Source organism: Komagataeibacter oboediens (genome assembly GCF_018491655.1).
Classification (GTDB): Bacteria; Pseudomonadota; Alphaproteobacteria; order Acetobacterales; family Acetobacteraceae; genus Komagataeibacter; species Komagataeibacter oboediens.
On sequence record NZ_JABLUU010000016.1, the window covers coordinates 28,148 to 47,431 of the forward strand.

Annotated in this window: 16 protein-coding genes; 5 read left to right on the forward strand and 11 right to left on the reverse strand. The window is 65.2% G+C overall.

Annotation, left to right across the window (positions count from 1 at the left end; genetic code table 11):
- Nucleotides 1-64: 64 nt before the first annotated feature.
- The 5 genes from murA to HNO79_RS12765 all read right to left on the reverse strand — a co-directional run bounded on the left by murA (nt 65) and on the right by HNO79_RS12765 (nt 4,850).
- Entirely contained in the window at nt 65-1,327 is a 1,263-nt protein-coding gene (gene murA / locus HNO79_RS12745) for a UDP-N-acetylglucosamine 1-carboxyvinyltransferase (RefSeq protein WP_010514791.1), read from the reverse strand.
- Nucleotides 1,328-1,345: 18 nt separating this feature from the next.
- Entirely contained in the window at nt 1,346-1,900 is a 555-nt protein-coding gene (gene dcd, locus HNO79_RS12750; protein WP_010514792.1) for a dCTP deaminase, read from the reverse strand.
- Nucleotides 1,901-1,996: 96 nt separating this feature from the next.
- Entirely contained in the window at nt 1,997-2,185 is a 189-nt protein-coding gene (locus HNO79_RS12755) for a hypothetical protein (RefSeq protein ID WP_048856296.1), read from the reverse strand.
- A gap of 67 nt (nt 2,186-2,252) precedes the next feature.
- Complete coding sequence (locus tag HNO79_RS12760) at nt 2,253-3,386, reverse strand: aromatic ring-hydroxylating oxygenase subunit alpha (protein ID WP_010514795.1); 1,134 nt, start codon at nt 3,384-3,386, stop codon at nt 2,253-2,255.
- A gap of 234 nt (nt 3,387-3,620) precedes the next feature.
- The gene (locus HNO79_RS12765; protein ID WP_214165415.1) at nt 3,621-4,850 is read right to left on the reverse strand and encodes a glycosyltransferase family 4 protein; all 1,230 of its coding nucleotides are present in this window, start codon (nt 4,848-4,850) and stop codon (nt 3,621-3,623) included.
- A 101-nt stretch (nt 4,851-4,951) separates the two neighbouring features.
- Between HNO79_RS12765 and HNO79_RS12770 the strand changes: the two genes are divergently transcribed.
- The 4 genes from HNO79_RS12770 to infC all read left to right on the forward strand — a co-directional run bounded on the left by HNO79_RS12770 (nt 4,952) and on the right by infC (nt 9,581).
- Entirely contained in the window at nt 4,952-5,950 is a 999-nt protein-coding gene (locus tag HNO79_RS12770) for a tetratricopeptide repeat protein (protein WP_244987538.1), read from the forward strand.
- Between the two features lie 4 nt (nt 5,951-5,954).
- The gene (locus HNO79_RS12775; RefSeq protein ID WP_214165416.1) at nt 5,955-6,857 is read left to right on the forward strand and encodes a glycosyltransferase family 9 protein; all 903 of its coding nucleotides are present in this window, start codon (nt 5,955-5,957) and stop codon (nt 6,855-6,857) included.
- 42 nt (nt 6,858-6,899) lie between these two features.
- Entirely contained in the window at nt 6,900-8,834 is a 1,935-nt protein-coding gene (gene thrS, locus HNO79_RS12780) for a threonine--tRNA ligase (RefSeq protein WP_010514799.1), read from the forward strand.
- 225 nt (nt 8,835-9,059) lie between these two features.
- On the forward strand, nt 9,060-9,581 hold the full coding sequence (gene infC / locus HNO79_RS12785; RefSeq protein WP_010514802.1) for a translation initiation factor IF-3: 522 nt from the start codon (nt 9,060-9,062) through the stop codon (nt 9,579-9,581).
- Between the two features lie 244 nt (nt 9,582-9,825).
- Here the strand turns inward: infC and HNO79_RS12790 are convergent, their stop codons facing one another.
- Genes HNO79_RS12790 through hrpB form a run of 6 tightly spaced genes read right to left on the reverse strand, consistent with a single transcriptional unit; the run spans nt 9,826 to nt 17,050 of the window.
- Nucleotides 9,826-10,587: an SIMPL domain-containing protein gene (locus tag HNO79_RS12790; protein ID WP_010514803.1), complete on the reverse strand. Its 762-nt coding sequence runs from the start codon at nt 10,585-10,587 to the stop codon at nt 9,826-9,828.
- Nucleotides 10,584-10,907 carry a hypothetical protein gene (locus tag HNO79_RS12795; RefSeq protein WP_010514804.1) on the reverse strand — a complete coding sequence of 108 codons (324 nt, stop codon included), beginning with the start codon at nt 10,905-10,907 and terminating at the stop codon, nt 10,584-10,586. The genes HNO79_RS12790 and HNO79_RS12795 overlap by 4 nt, the downstream gene beginning before the upstream one ends.
- Before the next feature lie 4 nt (nt 10,908-10,911).
- Nucleotides 10,912-12,489: a sensor histidine kinase gene (locus tag HNO79_RS12800; RefSeq protein ID WP_048856324.1), complete on the reverse strand. Its 1,578-nt coding sequence runs from the start codon at nt 12,487-12,489 to the stop codon at nt 10,912-10,914.
- Between the two features lie 30 nt (nt 12,490-12,519).
- Nucleotides 12,520-13,200: a response regulator gene (locus HNO79_RS12805; RefSeq protein ID WP_010514807.1), complete on the reverse strand. Its 681-nt coding sequence runs from the start codon at nt 13,198-13,200 to the stop codon at nt 12,520-12,522.
- Between the two features lie 30 nt (nt 13,201-13,230).
- Nucleotides 13,231-14,454, reverse strand: a complete 1,224-nt coding sequence (locus HNO79_RS12810) for a S1C family serine protease (RefSeq protein ID WP_214165417.1) — start codon at nt 14,452-14,454, stop codon at nt 13,231-13,233.
- A 37-nt stretch (nt 14,455-14,491) separates the two neighbouring features.
- A complete protein-coding gene (gene hrpB / locus HNO79_RS12815) occupies nt 14,492-17,050 on the reverse strand; it encodes an ATP-dependent helicase HrpB (RefSeq protein ID WP_244987539.1) in 2,559 nt (852 codons plus the stop codon).
- Between the two features lie 91 nt (nt 17,051-17,141).
- Between hrpB and HNO79_RS12820 the strand changes: the two genes are divergently transcribed.
- A complete protein-coding gene (locus HNO79_RS12820) occupies nt 17,142-19,256 on the forward strand; it encodes a protein-disulfide reductase DsbD family protein (RefSeq protein ID WP_214165435.1) in 2,115 nt (704 codons plus the stop codon).
- Nucleotides 19,257-19,284: the final 28 nt, after the last annotated feature.

The window sequence follows — 19,284 nt, forward strand, 5'->3', positions numbered from 1 at the left end:
CATACCCTGTCGTAATGGCAGGGTATGCGCATCGGGTTCCTGCCGTGGCAGGGCCCCCGGAGCCCTAGTCCGAAACGCGCTCGATATGCGCGCCGCACTGCGCCAGCTTGCGCTCCACCGCCTCGTAGCCACGGTCCAGGTGGTAGACGCGGCTCAGGATCGTCTCCCCATGGGCGGCAAGCCCTGCGAGGATGAGTGAGAACGACGCCCGCAGGTCCGTCGCCATGACCGGCGCGCCGGACAGCGAATGCACGCCCCGGATGATGGCGGACGATCCGTGCACGTTGATGCGCGCACCCATGCGGTTGAGTTCGGGGACATGCATGAAGCGGTTTTCGAAAATGGTCTCCGTCACCATCGATGCCCCTTCGGCCACCGACAGCAGCGCCATGAACTGCGCCTGCATGTCGGTGGGGAAACCGGGATAGGGTTCGGTCATGATATCGACCCCGCGCAGCGCACCGGTGCGCTGCACGCGTACCGCCCCGTCTTCCTGCACCATCTCCACGCCCGCTTCCTCCAGCGCGCGTACGACGGCGCCAAGGTGTTCGACCTGCCCGCCCACCAGCCGCAGCTCGCCACCCGTAATGGCGGCAGCGCAGGCATAGGTACCGCATTCGATCCGGTCGGGCATGACGCGGTACTGCGCGCCATGCAGTCCCTCCACCCCGTCAATCACCAGCTTGCCCGTGCCGATGCCGGTAATGCGCGCACCCATGGCGTTGAGGCAGCCGACAAGATCCCCGATTTCGGGCTCACGCGCGGCGTTGACGATCTCGGTGCGCCCCTTGGCCAGGGTTGCGGCCATCAGCAGGTTTTCGGTCGCCCCAACCGAGGCGAACGGCAGGATCACCCGCTCCCCCTTCAGGCCATGGGGGGCTTCGGCATGGATGTAGCCATTTTCCAGCGTGATCTTCGCCCCCAGCGTTTCCAGCGCCTTGAGGTGCAGGTCAACCGGGCGGGTGCCGATGGCGCAGCCACCGGGCAGCGACACGCGGGCTTCACCACAGCGCGCCAGCAGCGGGCCGAGCACAAGGATTGACGCCCGCATCTTGGAGACGATGTTGTAGGGCGCTTCGGTATTGGTGATCTCGCCACCGACCGCCAGCGTGCCGCCATCGCCGCTGACATCTTCCACCGTCAGGCCATGCTGTTCCAGCAGCCTGCGCATGGTGCGGATGTCGGCAATGCGCGGCACGTTATCCAGCACCAGCCGTTCGGAGGTCAGCAGTCCCGCCACCAGCAGCTTGAGGGCGGAGTTCTTCGCCCCCCCGATCACGATGTCCCCACGCAGCGGGTGGCCGCCGTGAATGATGAAACGGTCCATGACTTGCGGTTCCTGCCCTTACATGCGCGGCGGGGCGACGCCAACCTGCCCCATGTATTTGCCCTTGCGGTCGGCGTAGCTGGTTTCACACGGGGATGCGCCCTGGAAGAACAGGAACTGGCAGATCCCTTCATTGGCGTAGATCCGCGCGGGCAGCGGGGTCGTGTTGCTGATCTCGATCGTGACCTGGCCTTCCCATTCCGGTTCCAGCGGGGTCACGTTCACGATGATGCCGCAACGCGCATAGGTGGACTTGCCCAGGCAGACCACCAGCGTGTCGCGCGGGATGCGGAAGTATTCGACCGTATGCGCCAGCACGAAGCTGTGTGGCGGAATGGTGCAGCAGTCGCCCCGGCGGGTGACAAAGCTGTTTTCGGCAAAGTTCTTGGGATCGACCACCGCGTTGTCCACGTCGGTGAAAATCTTGAATTCGTCGGCCACGCGTGCGTCATACCCGTACGATGACAGCCCGAAGGAAATCACGCCCTCGCGGTTCTGTTTTTCCACGAAGGGTTCGATCATGCCGTGGTCCGTGGCCATGCGACGAATCCACGTGTCAGGCATTATTGGCATGTTGTCCCTTCCTTCGGCATCGGTGGCGCGTGGACGGAAAACCCGTCGGCTGCTGCGCGACCACTAACGAAGTGGCCGCCCGACCGCAACCGGCAATCACGCTTCGTTGCTGGATATGTCGCTGCTGTCAGGCGTGGGGTCGGCGGGCGGGGCCGTGCGTGCGCGGCTCTGCTGCTTGCGCCGGCGCAGGTTGGCACGCAGCGCCTCGGCTTCACGGGCCAGACGCTGCTGGCGCGCGGCCTCGGCCCTGTCGGTCAGGCGGGGGGTATCTGGCCGGTCGGTCATGGTGGTGGTTTCGCGCGGAAGGGGGGGAGGCCCGCCACCCATGGGGATGGCGGGCAGGAGGAAGATGTCAGGCAGGTGTTGCCGGGCTGGCGGGCTGCTGCGCGGTGGTCGCGGGCGGCATGTCCTGCGGAATGCCACTGCGGATCAGCAGTTCACGCAGTGCCTTGACCACGGGGAAGATTTCCACGTTGCGGTCGTAGCCCACCTCGTTCCACGCGGCCTGTTCCAGTTCCACGATATCCTTGTCTTCAAGGAAGATGCGGTTGGTAAACCAGCCCAGCGCGGGCCAGATCATGTCGATCAGGAACGGCGTCTGCGGGCGCAGGATGGACAGCAGGCCAAAGGACTGGGTGATGCGTTCATCCTTGTCCACCGGCACGTAGGCGGTCCACAGGTCCATGATCAGGTCACCGTCCTTGTCGGTGATGCGCAGGGTCTGGTACGGGTATTCCGTACGGATGGTCACCACTTCCTCGACGGGCTGTTCCTTGCCCTGCAGATCCTTGTGCTTGCCGAAGATCAGGCGTTCGGCCAGCGGCTGCTGACCGGCGCAGCGCATGAAGCTGTAACGTGCCTCGATGAAGTTCTCACCCTTGTCCTGCCCCAGGAAGCGGGCCTTGATCTGGCCCATCTGGCGGCGGTGCAGGAACTGGTGGTTCATGTCCATCAGGTTCTCATGCATGAAGGTGTAGTGGCAGTTCACCCGCGGGCTGAAATTCTTGGTCTTGTATTTGGGGTTGTCCGTCTGGGCCAGCTTGGGGAAAGGCGTGCTGTCGGCCTTTTCCGGATTGCCGGGGAAGACGAAGATCAGGCCGCCTGCCTCACGCACGGGGAAGGTGCGCACGCCGTTGGGCAGCTTGCCCTTGCCAAGGTAGGGCACGTCGATGCAGCGGCCCGACCGGCCAAAGGCCCAGCCATGATAGCAGCAGCGCACGGTCTGGCCGTTAACGGTTCCCTTGCTCAGCGGAACCTGACGGTGGGGGCAGCGGTCATACAGCGCGAAGACGCTGCCATCTTCGGGGCGGACCAGCACGATGGGCGTGCCAGCATAGCTGACCGCCAGCGTCTTGCCCTTGCGCAGGTCCGACGACCACGCGACCGGATACCAGAAATCCGGGTTGGCGTTCACCCGGCGCAGGTCGGGGTGATGGGGCTGGGGTTCGGGCGTCGTGTCTGTCTGGACGGGGGAAATCTGGTTCATGTGGTGCAGTCCCGAAGTGTTCGCGTTGAAACGGCGGGCCGCGGGTCATCCCCGTCCGCCAGAAAGAAGAATGCGCAATGGGTGAAGAATTTCGCGCGCCTTGTCGACTGCAAAACCACCCCCTGCATAAGGCCCATGCCGAATACTGGACGCTCGATCAGGGTTTTGGGACCACCATGAGACAGATCAAAGCTGTCCTGCACCTGATATGGCACAATTGCCGCCCGCGCGTTTTCATCCCGCCTGCGGCAGGTGTTCTTCGTCCCAGATAACGTCCGTCATGGCGTTATGGTAGAAAGTATTCGCCATCTGCGTATGCAGAAGTTCATCATATACAGCCAGCGTCGCGTACTGCATCGCCTGTGTTGAATAATGCTCGCGCACATTCTCGCGCGCATGCCACGCCAGGGCCAGCCGTTCTTCCGCCGTCATGGTAGCGACATGGTGCATGCATGCCGCCAGTGCCTGGGCGTCGTTGGGGGGGAAGGCGAAACCGGTCATGCCATCGTTCACCGTTTCCAGTGCGGCGCCATGGGCCGCCACGATCACGGGGCGGCCCATGGCCTGTGCTTCCACCACCACGCGACCAAAGGGTTCAGGCCGTAGCGACGGGACAATCACCATGTCCGCCAGCATCATGGCGGCGGGCATGTCCGCGCAATGCCCGGCAAAGCGCAGGCGTGCGGCGATTCCCCTGCGTGTCGCCAGTTCCACGAGGTCGCGCCCCTGCTTCTCATTCGCCTCGCCCACGAAAATGCAGACCCACTCCCCATCCGGGCCGGCCATGTCGTTCATGCGCGCCAGTGCCTCGATCAGCAGTGCATGCCCTTTCCACGGCGTCACCCGTGCCGGCAGCATGATGACGGTGGCGCCGTCGGGTATGTCCCACAGGTTGATCAGGTTCTGTACCCGGTTGCCGCGCACGCCCTGCGGATCAAAGCGGGTCATGTCCGCCCCGCGCGGGATCAGGCGCAGGCGGTCATCGCCCACCTTGTATTCCTCGCGCAGGCGGTTTTCGATGTAGCGGCTTATGGCGATGACCCGGTTGCCCGATGCCAGCACGCTGTTGTACCGCCGCTTGCCCGGCAGGTTGGCGGCATGCACGCCGTGCCATGTGGTGACCAGCGGCACCTTCAGCCGCCTGCATGCAAGATGGGCGGCCCAGGCGGGGGCACGTGAACGCGCATGGACAAGGTTGACGCCGTAATCGCGGATGACATGGCGCAGGCGGGTTGCATTGCGCATGATGGACAGGGGGTTCTTGGCCTTCAGGTCCATCTCGACCGGAATGGCCCCGATATATTTCAGGCGTGGGACCAGCCGCCCGCCCGCACTGGCCACGATGGCGGTGCCACCGGCCTGCACGATGGCCTGCGCCATTTCCAGCGTGCCATGTTCGATCCCGCCGGATTCGAGGGCTGGCAGGGCCTGCAGGATAACAGGTCGGTCGGTAACGGTTTGCATCGCATTTCCCCATACCACGATCATTCCGGAACTGCACGGGTAGGGAATGAATGGGTTCCAGACTCTTGACCTTCTTGGCGGGCGGGACGACGAATGCGGTAATGAGAGTCTCTGCGTGCCTGCCTGTTTCCCGGTTGCCCCAGCCGGACGGATGTCCCGGACGTTTCCCCATTGCCCTGGCCCGGCCCATGGGGCGGATGCGGGCGGGGTGTCGGGTCCTGACCGTCGCGGGGGCGATGATGGTGGGGGTCTGTGCACTGCCGGTGGGCGATTCTGCCTGCGGTCGCGCACGGGCGGCGGAGACGGTGCAGCAGGCAGCCCCATCGCCATCGCCCCTCCCCGGACAGGGATACTCGGATGCATCGCATGACGCATGGAGTTTCGCCCGTTGCACCGCCACCCTGTCCGATGACCCCGATGGCGCGCGGGATTATGCCCAGGACTGGCTGGCCCATGGTGGCGGGCTGGAGGCGCAACAATGCGAAGCCCTCGCGCGTATGGAACTGGGGGATGTGGCGACGGCGGCGGTATCGCTGGATCGCCTGGCGCATGTGCCGGGCTGGCCCACGGGGGATACGGCCGTGTCCGGGTCCGGTGCGGTCGATACCGCGCAGTCCCTGCGTCGCCGCGCCACCGTGGCTGAACAGGCGGCGCGGGCATGGCAGGCCGACGACAGCCCCAGGCAGGCATTCGACAGCGCGACCTATGGCCTGACGCTGGAGCCGGGGGACGTGCCGCTGCGGTTGGTCTATGCCCGGGTCGCGGTTGAACTGGACCAGCCACAGCGCGCGATAGACACCCTGACGCCGCTGCCATCCGTTCCGGTGGAACGTGATGAGGCGCTGATCGCGCGCGCCACCGCATGGCGCAGGATGGGACGGATCGAGCAGGCCATGACCGACATCAACGCCGCCCTGAAGGACATGCCCCGCAATGGGGCCGCCCTGCTGGAACGTGGCATCCTGTACCAGCGCGAGGGACAGATGGCGCAGGCACGCGCCGACTGGCAGGACGTGGTGACGCTGTCCCCGGATTCGGATGAGGCGGACCTTGCGCGGCAGGACCTGTCGCTTCTTGAAACCGACCCCGAGGCACCCTGACCCCATGGCTCGTATCCTGGTGATCCGGCTGGGCGCGCTGGGCGATTTTGTCCAGTCCTTCGCGCCGTTCGCGGCCATCCGCACCCATCATGCGCATGACCGGGTGGACCTGCTGACGCAGGCGCCTTTTATCGACCTTGCGCGGCATGCGCCGTGGTTCGACCATGTGCATGTTGACCGCAGGCCGCCATGGCATGACCTGCGCGCGGTCATGGCGCTGCGTCGGCTGCTGCGATCCTATGATTTTGTCTATGACCTGCAGACATCAGGACGCAGCACGCGGTATTTCCACCTGTCGGGCATGAAGGCGTGGTCAGGAATCGGGCGCGGCGCGCAGGCGGTCCATGACAACCCGCAACGGCGCGTCATGCATACCCGCGCACGCCAGCGCGACCAGTTGCGGCATGCGGGACTCGACAGCCTGCCGGTGCCCGACCTGTCGTGGCTGGCGCGGGGCGGCCCTGTCCTGTCCGCGCCCTATGGCGTGCTGGTGCCGGGGGCGGCGGCGCATCGTCCGGCCAAGCGCTGGCCGGTGGAACGGTATGCGGTCCTTGCGCAGCGCATGCACGCACGCGGAATGCGGCCCGTGATCGTGGGCAGCAGGGCGGAAGGACCGCTTGCCGCCACCATCCGCACGGCCTGTCCCGATGCGGTGGACCTGACGGGGCGGACATCGCTGCTGGAACTGGGCGGCGTGATGGCGCGCGCGGCCTGCGCCGTGGGAAATGATACCGGCCCCATGCATCTTGCCGCCGCCTTGGGCGTGCCCTGCACCGTGCTGTTTTCGGCCGACAGCAACCCCGCGCTGACTGCGCCCGTGGGCCAGCATGCGGGGCAGGTGCGGGTCATTTATGTGCGTGATCTGGCAACTCTGCGCGTTGACAGGGTTGCGGCGACGCTCGCCTGACGCCATTACAGCGGAACATCTTCTTACCGGAGCAATGAAACCATGCCTGCCATAACCCTGCCTGACGGATCCGTTCGCCGCTTTGACGGGGCAGTGACGGGCACGACCGTGGCGCAGTCCATCGGGGCCGGTCTGGCCCGTGCCGCCCTTGCCATGGAAGTGGACGGCAAGCTTATGGATATCGGTCGCGAGATCGACCATGACGCCAAGGTCCGCTTTGTGACGCGCAAGGACCCCGAGGCGCTGGAAATGATCCGCCATGACGCGGCCCATGTGCTGGCGGAAGCCGTGCAGTCGCTGTTTCCCGGAACCCAGGTCACGATCGGCCCGTCGATCGAAAACGGGTTCTATTACGATTTCTATCGCAACGAGCCGTTCACGCCCGATGATTTCGCCGCGATTGAAAAGCGGATGGGCGAAATCGTGGCCGCGAACGAACCGTTCGTGCGCGAGACGTGGCCGCGTGAGAAAGCCATCCAGTTTTTTGAGGACAGGGGCGAGCGCTTCAAGGCCGAACTGATCCGTGATCTGCCTGAAGATGAGGAAATCTCCATCTACCGTCAGGGTGAGTGGCTGGACCTGTGCCGTGGGCCGCATCTGCGGGGCACGGCGGATGTGGGCAATGCCTTCAAGCTGATGAAGGTCGCCGGCGCCTACTGGCGGGGGGATCACCGCAACCCCATGCTGACCCGGATCTATGGCACGGCATGGCGTGACCGCAAGGAACTCGAGGCGCACCTGCACCAGCTGGAGGAAGCCGAACGGCGCGACCACCGCCGCATCGGGCGCGAGATGGACCTGTTCCACATTCAGGAAGAAGCCGTGGGCCAGATATTCTGGCACCCCAAGGGCTGGCGGCTGTATTCGGTGCTGCAGGACTACATGCGCCGCGCGCAGAATACGAATGGCTATCAGGAAGTGCGCACCCCGCAGCTTGTTGACCGCGGCCTGTGGGAAGCGTCCGGGCACTGGGACAAATACCGCGAACACATGTTCATCGCCACCGTCGAGGATGAGGACAAGACCCTCGCCCTGAAGCCGATGAACTGCCCGTGCCATGTGCAGATCTTCCGCCATGGCCTGCGGTCCTATCGTGAACTGCCGCTGCGTATGGCAGAATTCGGGGCGTGTCACCGGTACGAGCCATCGGGCGCGCTGCATGGCATCATGCGCGTGCGTGGTTTCACGCAGGATGATGCGCATATCTTCTGCACCGAAGACCAGATCGCCGATGAAACCGCGCGGTTCGTGCGCATGCTGGCCGATGTGTACCAGGATCTTGGATTCGAGCATTTCCGCGTGAAATTCGCTGACCGTCCCGAACAGCGCGCCGGTGACGACGCGACATGGGACCGTGCGGAAAATGCGCTGAAGGTTGCCTGCGACATGGCGGGCGTGACCTATGAACACAACCCGGGCGAGGGCGCGTTCTATGGTCCGAAGCTGGAATTCGTGCTGCGTGACGCCATCGGCCGTGACTGGCAGTGCGGCACGCTGCAGGTCGATTACGTGCTGCCCGAACGGCTGGATGCGTCCTATGTGGGGGAAGACAGCGCACGGCACCGTCCGGTCATGCTGCACCGGGCGATCCTGGGTTCGTTCGAGCGATTCCTTGGTATCCTGATCGAACAGCATGCGGGCCGTTTCCCGCTGTGGCTGGCGCCGGTGCAGGTGGTGGTGGCGTCCATCGTGACCGATGCGGCGGATTATGCCCAACATGTGACCGACAGCCTGCGCAAGGCGGGGCTGGTGGTGGAAGCCGACCTGCGGAACGAAAAGATCAATGCCAAGATTCGCGAACACAGTCTGGCGCGTGTTCCGGTGATTCTGGTGGTGGGCCGCAAGGAAGCGGAGGAAAACACCGTCGCCCTGCGCCGCCTTGGTGGCAAGGCGCAGGAGGTGCTGCCTCTGGAAGAAGCGGTGTCGGCCCTTGCATATGAAGCCCTGCCACCCGATATCCGCAGGGAACGCGGCTGACCGCCTGGTTCCGTGCCGCAATTGCATGGCTGTTTTCGCGGGTACGGGACAAGACAGTACTTGATCTGTGGCGTGTCTTTGCGTCACATATCTTTCCATAATGTAAGGTCATGCCTTGCCTGCGCATCTGCCATGGTCCCGGCCATGAATGCGTTGGTATCGGGGATGGCCTTATCTGCCGTTTGAATGAAACAGTTACAGGAGCTGACCATAGCCAGACCCCCGATGCCCACTCCGCCAAATCGAGAGGGCCCCCGTGTCAATGAAGAGATCCGCGTACCGCAGGTCCGTCTGATCGACGAAGAAGGCGAGATGCTGGGCATCATGTCCACGCGTGATGCGCTGGCCCGCGCCTATTCCGTTGGCCTTGATCTTCTGGAAATCAGTCCGAACGCCGAGCCGCCCGTGGCGAAGGTCCTTGACTACGGGAAGTTCAAGTACGAACAGCAGAAAAAGCGTAACGAAGCGCGCAAGAAGCAGAAAGTCATCGAAATCAAGGAAGTCAAGGTTCGCCCGAACATTGACGAAAATGATTATCAGGTGAAGATGCGCGCAATGAAGACCTTCATTGGCGAAGGCGACAAGGTGAAGGTGACCCTTCGCTTCCGTGGCCGTGAAATGGCGCATCAGGATCTGGGTGTAAAGGTTCTGGAGCGTATCCGCGCGGAAATGGATGAGATCGCCAAGGTTGAGCATATGCCCAAGCTTGAAAACCGCCAGATGATCATGGTGCTTGCCCCGCGCTAAGGGCAGGCCCACGTATCTGCGTTATGAAAAGGCCCGGTGGAATATTCCACCGGGCCTTTTCTGTATGTCCTGCTGCACGGAGGAACGACGATGGGTGTCGTTCCCCTATGTCGCTGTGCCACGCAGGGATAATAAACGTTTTCGGGTGCCGCCTTTTTTTAGGAAGGCAGCGTTTCCTGAAACGTCCTGAAAAAAGCACCCAAAACGTTTATTCGTTTCAGGATCGCCGGAGGGCAGACTTTTCTTACCCGGCAGGCTTCAGGATCAGCGTGGCGCGGACGGTTGCCGTGACATCCTGCATGCCGGTCGGGGCCTCTGCGCCGGGCATGTCAACGCTGGCGGCGCGCGCCATCATCATCATGGGCATCGGGCGCGGCATGTTCTGGTCTTCCAGCGTCACGGTGCGGATGGAGGCAACGGTCAGCTTCAGCGTACTGGCAGCCGCCTGCGCGCGCTGCTGCATGTCCTGCAGGGCCAGTGTTTCAGCCCTGCGGGTCAGTTCCGCCCGCTTTTCGCGTGACAGGGACCAGTCCAGCCGGGTCAGGGCCAGGTTATCGGCCTGTAACTGACCTACCAGCGGCAGCAGCACCTTGCCATCGGTGGCGGTCAGGCGGATGCTCTGGCGCGCCACCCATTGTGGCCTGCGGTTCTGTCGCGGGTCGCCATCATCATGGTGCACGAAATACGACTCGGCATTCAGGGTCAGTCCCGATGCATGGGCGCTGGCAGCCGTGACCTTGCCCACCAGTGCATTGACCTGTGCCTGTGCGCTGGCGGCCGTGTCGGCCCGGGCTTCGGCCATGAACGTGGCGGTCAGTTCATCAGGCTGGGCCTGTACCGTGCCGGACGCGGACAGGTCCAGTTCGGTTGCATTGGGGGGAACGGGATTTACGGACTGGGTCTGGGCCATGCCACCTGCCGGATGCAGCGTTGCCGCCACCAGCATGCCGGGCAGGGCAATGCGCAGGCCGTGGCGGGCAAAAGTCGTCAAAGGGTAAAAGGTCATGAATGCGTGGTCTCCTTCAGTTCAACCAACGCACGACGCAGGCGCACGATCCCTGAACGGATTCGCCCTTCGCGGCACATGTCTTCCCCCTGCGTGCGCAGGCTGTCCACATCCTGCGGCAAAGCGGGGCCATAGGCATCAATGATGTTGAGCAGCCGGTTACAGTAAGCCTTGGTGTCGCTGGTAATGATCACGGGCTTGTCCGTGCCATCCCGTGTGGCGATGACATCCGCCCCGGCGCCTGCCCCGACCGGGGCTGCGCCACACAGGCAGAAACTCATCACAACGATGGCCGGCGCCATGGCGGGGTGCATGTTCATGATGTTACTTTACGCTACTGTTCATGTCATGCTGATGGGGGAAAGGTGACCTTTCCGTCATGCCTGATATGTGCAGCGGAGATGGAAAATCTTCTTCCATCCTTGAAATCGCGCAGGCGGCGATTGGCAGCGCCAGCGAAACCGTCAGCCCCGGGTTATGCGCCGACAGGTGCATTCGTCCCCCATGCAGTTGAACGATGGCCCGCACCATGGACAGGCCCAGCCCTGAGCCGGGCGTATTGCGCGCTTTTTCCGCCCGGAAGAAGCGTTCCGTGGCCCGCTCCATGTCGGCCTCGCTCATGCCGATTCCCTCATCGCTGACACACAGGTCCAGCATGCCCTCGCCCGTGGGGCCGACAATGCGGCCGGGGGCCAGTTCGCGCACCTGCGCACGCAGGTGGACGGTGCCGCCGGGCGGCGAGAACTTGATGGCGTTGTCCAGCATGTTGGCCACAGCCTGCTGGATCAGGGAACGGTCCCCGTAGAAGATCAGGCTTTCGGGCAGGTCCAGCGCCAGCGTGATGTCATGGTCTTCCGCCACGGCTTCATACAGGTCGGCCACATCACGCAGGACCGGGACCAGATCGAACGTCATGAACGCGGAACGGCGGGCCCCGGCCTCGATCTGGGCAATGCGCAGCAGGGCCTCGAACACGGCGGTAACGTTGTCCAGGTTGCCCACCGCGCGTTCGATCGCGTCACGCAGTTCTTCATCCGTGGTGGCGTGCAGCGCCGCATCCTCCAGCTGGGTGCGCGCGCGGGCGATTGGGGTGCGCAGGTCATGGGCAATGGAATTGGAGACCTGCCGCACGCCATCCATCAGCCGCACGATCCGGTCCAGCATTTCATTGATGGCTTCGGCCACCTGGTCCATTTCATCGCCATTGCCCACCAGCGGCATGCGGCGGCTCAGGTCGCCATGGGCGATGGCGGATGTCGTGCGGGCCACGGTCTTGACCATGCGGCGGAAAATGCCGTGCACGAGTACCGCGCCGCTGACCGCCAGCAGGGTCACCATGACCCATGCCCATAACAGCGAATCGGTCAGCAGGTGGCGCAGGATGCCACGTGCGCGCACGTCACGCCCCACCAGCAGGCGGTAGCCGCTGTCCAGTTGGCCCGCCGTATGGCTCTGCGCCGTGCCGGGCAGGCGGTAGGCATGCAGTTCCGCCATGCCGCGCAGGCCCGCCCGGGTATCGGGCAGGGAATACCAGCGGTCCGTGTACTGCACCTTGGCGGGCCATCCCGACACGTTGCCGGTCAGGTAATTGCCCTGCGGATCGATGACGAGGTAAATCGCATCGTCATCCAGATTCTGCTCCAGCCTGTCCTCGATGGTCAGGGCCAGCGTGGGCAGGCCGCCCATCATCCACCGTTCGGCCAGGGCATGGGCATCGGCATTGATGGCGGTTTCCACCTGGCGTTCCAGAAACCCGATCGTGCCCCACCACATGAAGGACATGAACAGGACGGAGGACAGGGCGAACATCATGCCATATGCCAGCGAAAACCGCAGGCTGGCCGACCGCCATGCCCGCCAGCGTGACGGGCGCGGCATGGCGCGCGGGAAACCGGCGGGCATCAGCATCCCGCCCACGGGCAGGGACGGCGCCTATTCGGCACGCAGCATGTATCCTGCGTTGCGGATGGTGTGGATCAGCGGCGTGCCGAACGGCTTATCCACTTTCTGGCGCAGGCGGGACACATGCACGTCAATCACGTTCGTCTGCGGGTCGAAATGGTAGTCCCACACGCCTTCCAGCAGCATGGTACGGGTCACGACCTGTCCCGCATGCCGGGTCAGGTATTCCAGCAGGCGGAATTCGCGCGGCTGCAGGTCAATCTTCTGGCCCGAGCGACGGACGGTGCGCGACAGCAGGTCAATTTCAAGGTCGGCCACTTCCAGCTTGGTCTGGGGGGCGGCTTCCGTCCGGCCTCGGCGGCCAAGGGCCTCGACACGGGCCAGCAGTTCGCTAAAGGCAAAGGGTTTGGTGACGTAATCATCGCCGCCTGCCTTCAGTCCCTGCACGCGGTCATCCACATCCGCCAGCGCCGACAGCAGCAGCACGGGGGTCGTGTTGTTCTGCGCGCGGATGGTTTCCAGCAGGCGCACGCCGTCAATGCCGCCGGGCAGCATGCGGTCGAGTATGATCAGGTCGAACTTCTCGCTTACGGCCATGAACAGGCCGTCCTTGCCGTTATCGGTCAGTTCGACCAGATGCCCGGCTTCCTTCAGACCCTTGGCCACGAAATTGCGGACGGTGGGATCATCTTCAACAACAAGAATATGCACGTTGCCTCACGTCGTTTGGGGCGGGGTCAGTCAGTCTTCCATGTCCTCGTCGGGGCGGTGGCCGACGCAGGCCGGCAGGCTGAGCGTGTCATGGCGGCGGCGGATATGCAGCACCACGGTCGACCGGGGCCGTTTCGCCGCGATCGAACGGATCAGCATGCGCGATGTATCGATCGGTTCATCATTCACGGCGGTAATGACATCCCCTATATGCAGGTGCGCCTTCATGGCCGGCCCGTTGCGGTCGATGCCGACAATCTGCACGCCGTCATGCCCCGGGCCGTCCGCCAGTGTAACACCCAGCCACCCCCGGTCGATATGGCCATTATGGCGCAGCTCTTCCACAATAGGTGCCACGATTTCCGACGGAAGGCCAAACCCGATGCCCACCGACCCCCCGGTGGGCGAGACAATGGCCGTGTTCACCGCCACCACCTGCCCGCCCAGATTGAATGACGGGCCGCCGGAATTGCCGGGATTGATCGGCGCGTCGATCTGCAGGAAGTCATCGAACGGGCTGGTGCCGATATCGCGCCCGCGTGCCGACACGATGCCCGCGGTAACGGATGATCCCAGCCCGAACGGATTGCCCGCCGCCATGATCCAGTCCCCGATATTGACCAGCCTGCTGTCCCCCCATGGCACGAAGGGCATGGGGTGAGGAGCGTGGATCTGGATGACCGCAATATCCGTCAGGTCATCGCTGCCGACCAGATGGGCGGGGAATTCCGTACCATCGGCCAGGGAGACGGTAATCAGGTCGGCACCACCCACCACATGCGCGTTGGTCACGATCACACCGCTGGGGTCGATCAGGAAGCCCGAGCCTGCACCCAGCATTTCTTCCCCATGTGCGCGCATGCGTTCACGGAACCTGTGTTCAAACGGCGTGCCCTTCACACTGGGCGGCAGGGGCTGGTGGCTGGTGGTGCTCCGGTTATCCTGTGAAACCGCGATATTCACTACCGCCGGTCCCACCTGGCGTACCAGCGGGGCGAAGGTCAGCGGTCCCGTCGCCACCACCGGCGGCACCGGCGCGGCGAACAGGGAGGGATTGGGCGGCACGGCGGATGACGTTGCAACGTCCTGCGCGCATGCTCCCGTCGCCAGTCCGCCCAGGCCAGGCATGCCCAGCAGCAGCAACGGCAACAACCGGGAAGCCGGACGGCGGCCCATGGCAATCCGTGTCATGTATGGCGGCGGAAGGAAGCGTTCATGATCATCCATGTTATCTGAAAAAAGCGGCAATGCCATGGCTGCATGACATCATGGACGCAAATGCATGCGGTTTTTATGGCGTACGACGCGGCCGGGGCGGTGGGGGCGTGGCTGTGGCGGGGTTTTCGGGCCAGTCATGGCGGGGATAGCGTCCGCGCATGTCACGGCGCATATCCGCCCATGACCCGGCCCAGAACCCTGCAAGGTCGGCAGTAATGGCCTGCGGCCTGCCCGCGGGCGACAGCAGGGCGATACGCAGGTCGACCCGCCCGTCGGCAATGCGGGGGGTCTGTGTCACCCCATAGAAGGTCTGCGCCCGTGCGGATGCCACCGGCACGGGTTGCAGGTAGTCGATCGCGGCCCGTCCCCCCGGCATGTCCAGATGGGTGGGCAACATGCGGTCCAGCCATTTCAGCGTGGCGTGGTCCATCGTCGCGCGCAGCATGGCCAGCAGGTCCATTTCCGCCAGCGCGGACAGGCGGTTCACCCCCGCAAGCCACGGGGCAAGCCAGCTTTCGGTGGTTCGGGCCAGGGCCTCATCCGACAGGTCGGGCAGGTCCGGGCGGTCCAGGCGGGTACGCGCCAGTTCCACGCGGGCCTGCAACTGGCGGCAGGCATCGCTCCATGTGAAGGTCGCGGCAGGGTTCTGTGCCGCCTGCGCGCACAGGAGGGCACAGACTTCATCGGCACTGGCGCTCACGGTGCGGTCACGCAGCACAAGGTTGCCCAGCCGCAGCCTGCGTCGCGCCAGCACGTTGCCCGTTGTCGTGTCCAGCGTGGTTTCAACCTGTTCGCGCGCCCGCGCCAGCAGGCTGTCCGGCAGCGCATCACGGTCCAGCGGGGCGGCAAGGCATATCTCGGCCGCCTTGCGCACATGCATGCCCGCCACGGCCAGCAAGGCGCAGCGTGCCAGTTCATCCGTCTTGGACAGGCGCGCGCTGCCGCCGCCGGCCATGCGGAACGATCCCGCATCCCCGCGTGACTGCGCCACCCGGTCGGGGAAGGCTGCGGCAATCAGGGCGGCGGGATCACCGCTGGCGGGAATGTCACGGCCCAGCCCCAGCCGCCTGCGGTACTGCCGGGCAGCATGGCGGATGCGTGACAGCGCCGCGCGGTCGGCATCGGGATGGTCGCCACCGGCCAGCAGGTCCAGACGCAGGCGGATATCGGCAGGGGCCGTGGGCGGCGCGCCCCGACCGCCACCGGCGGGGCGACGGGGGCGCAGCGGGTCGCGTTCTTCCAGCAGGGCGGCGATGTCGGCGGCCATGGCGCGTTCGGCTGGCGTGCGCGCGGCCAGCATCATGGCGGCCAGACGCGGATGCGCGCCAAGGGTGGCCATGCGCGTGCCCTCCCGCGTGATGCGGGCTTCGTCATCCAGTGCGCCGAGTGCCTGCAGCAGGCTGCGCCCGGCCTCGAACGCGCCATTTGGCGGAGGATCGGGAAAAGGCAGATCGGCGGGCGCCGTGCCCATTGCATCCTGCCATGCCGCCGCATCCAGCCGCAGGCCGGTCAGTTCGGCCTCCATCATTTCGGGCTGGTCGTGGGGCGGCATGGCGCGGGTGGTCATTTCCGTCCACAGGCGTATGGCGTGTCCGGGGGCGACACGTCCCGCGCGGCCCGCGCGCTGATTGGCGGCGGCACGCGAAATCCGCACCGTATCGAGTCGCGTAAGGCCCGTGCCCACATCCAGCCGCGGCACGCGGCGGAACCCCCCGTCCACCACAATGCGCACCCCTGGCACGGTCAGGGATGTTTCGGCAATGGAGGTGGCCAGGATCACCCGCCTGCGCCCATCGGGATGGGGGGACAGGGCGCGGTCCTGCTCGGCAGGGGGCAGTTCGCCATATAAAGGCAGGACATCCGCCGCGATCCCGTCCAGCAGGGTGCGCGTGCGGTGGATTTCGGCAACGCCGGGCAGGAAGGCCAGCACATCGCCCGGATCCTGTGCGATGGCGGCGCGAATGGCGGCGGCCATGGCCTCGGGCAGGTCGCGGCGATGGACAAGGTCGCGGGTGGCGTGGCGGATCTCCACGGGGAACATCCGGCCTTCGCTTTCCACCAGTTCGGCATTCATGCGCTGCGCCAGTGCCGCCCCGTCCATGGTGGCGGACATGGCGACCAGCTTCAGTTCGGGCCGCAGGCTGCGTTGCAGGTCAAGGCAGAAGGCAAGGGCGGCATCCGCATCGACGGATCGTTCGTGGATTTCATCAAAGATGACGCATGCCACCCCATCCAGCGTGGGATCGGACAGCAGGCGGCGCACCAGCAGGCCTTCGGTAATCACCTCGATGCGCGTGCGCTCCGATGTCGCGCCATCCAGCCGGGTGCGGTACCCGACCAGCCCGCCCGGCTGTTCGCCCATAAGCTCCGACATGCGCGTGGCGGCCGCACGGGTGGCCAGCCTGCGTGGTTCCAGCATCACGATCCGCCCGTCGCCACGCCATGGCGCATCCAGCAGCGCCAGCGGCACCAGCGTGGTCTTGCCCGCACCGGGCGGGGCGACCAGCACGGCGTTGGACGTGCGTATCAGTGCATTCTGCAGCGGCGGCAGGGCAGCGGCGACAGGCAGCGCGTTGCCGCCTTCGGACAGGAGGGCGTCAAGACGGTTTTGCAAGGTCGGGTCTAAGGCCATATCCTGATCTTATGGCGTCCGGCATGGTGGTGGGGCAATCCTTGGCATGGTACACGGGCGCGTTTTTCATTCATCCTGTTCTGGCGGAGTACTGTCCGTGCCCTTCCTGTGGCTTGTGTCCATCCTGTGCATGCTGGTGACGGTCCTGCATCCGGCCCGCGCCGCGCAGAGCGACAGCGTGGTATCCCCCCGTGCCACCGCAACCCTGGTCACGGATGACGATACCTACATGCCCGGCAGGCCCCTGCATGTGGGCCTGCGGCTGCAACTGGCGCCAGGGTGGCACACCTACTGGCTCAACCCCGGTGATGCGGGCGATGCGCCGACGCTGGATGTGCGGGCAACGGGCGGGGCGACGGGACAGGGTAGCACCATTGAATGGCCCACGCCGCGCGTGCTGCATGACGGCCCGCTGACATCCTATGCCTATACCGGCGATGTGCTGCTGCCGGTCACGCTGTCCCCCGTGGCGGGGAAGGGGGACGGGCCGGTCACGCTGGATGCCACGGCGGAGTGGCTGGTCTGTGCCGATGTCTGTGTGCCCGAACATGGCAGTTTCAGCCTGACCCTGCCACGGGGGGAACCGGCGCCTTCGGCGCAGGTGGCCGCTTTCGTCAGTGCCGCCGCCAGCAGGCCGGTGGCCTCGCCCTTTGCCGCCCGTGTCTCAACCGTCGGGGTCCTGCAGTTGATCGGGCGCGGGCTATCGCCGGATGCAGTGAAGGATGCGTGGTTCATGCCCGAAGTGGCGGGTGCGATCGATCAGGACGTGCCGCAGGCCGTGACGGTGCGCGAGGGTGTCGTGCAACTGACACTGAAACCGGGGCCGGTATTCCATGATGGGGCGGGCCTGTCGGGTATCGTGGTCCTGCGTGACCCCATGGGGCGTGAGCGCGGATTATTGGTGCAGCCGGTGGTGGGGGACGTGCGCGTGCTTGCACCTCCATCGCCCGTGGCTGTTGCCCCCGGCGGAATCAGGCATGTCGGCTGGCTTGTGGGCATGGCATTCGTGGGGGGGCTGATCCTGAACCTCATGCCCTGCGTATTCCCGGTGCTGGCGATGAAGGTGCTGTCGCTGGAGCGCATGGCGCGGGGCGCGCGTAAGGCGGCGCTTATGGGGGCAGGGGCCTATGCCGCGGGCGTGGTGGGTTCGTTCGTGGTGCTGGGCGGGGCGATTGCCGCGCTGCGTGTGGCGGGCCAGCAGGCGGGATGGGGGTTTCAGTTCCAGTCCACCGGTTTTGTCATCGTGATCTGCCTGCTGCTGCTTGCCGTGGCGCTGAATCTGCTGGGTTTCTTTACCATCGGCCTGCGGTTGATGGGGCTGGGTGACGGCCTGCCTGCCCATGCGGGGGATTTCCTGACCGGCGTGCTGGCGGTTGTCCTTGCCTCGCCATGCACCGCGCCATTCATGGGGGCGGCGGTGGCCGGGGCGCTGGCCGCGTCCCCGGTGGTGGGGCTGCTGGTTTTCGCGGCACTCGGGTGCGGGCTTGCGGCACCTTATCTGCTGCTGGCGTGCATGCCCGGCCTGCTGGGCTGGCTGCCGCAGCCGGGCCGGTGGATGGAAACCGTGCGCAACCTGCTGGCCCTGCCGGTGCTGGGAACGTGCGTGTGGCTGGCATGGGTGGCGAAGCTGGAAGGCGGCATGGACGCGCTGGGCCTGCTGGCGGCGGGTGCGATGCTGGTTCTGGCGGGATGCTGGTGCCTGCGGCGGGCCAGCATGATGGACCTGCGCGATGCCATGGAAGGCCGCGCGGGGCTGTATCGCGCCGTTGCGATCCTGACCCTGCTGGTGGCATTCGTGGGGGGGGGCGTGCTGCCACCTGCCACCGTGCACGACCGGGGCCGGGGGACCGACCGGGTGACGGATGGCAGTTCCGCCTTTTCCCCCACCCGGCTGACGGAACTGCGCAGGCAGGGGCGTCCGGTCTTCGTGGACATGACGGCGGCATGGTGCATTTCATGTCTGGTCAATGAACGCGTGGCCCTGTCCACCCATGCAGTGCAGGACGCCTTTGCCCGGCGTGGAATCGTTTACATGAAGGGGGACTGGACCCTGCGGGATGCGGCGATTACCGCCTTCCTGCATGACCATGGCCGCGACGGCGTGCCATTCTATGCCTATTATCCTGCACACGGGACGGAGGTGATCCTGCCCGAAATCCTGACGCCCGGCCTTGTCCTGCGTATGACCGCACCGGCGGGAAAATAAGGTTTTTTGGGGAACGCCGCCTTTTTTC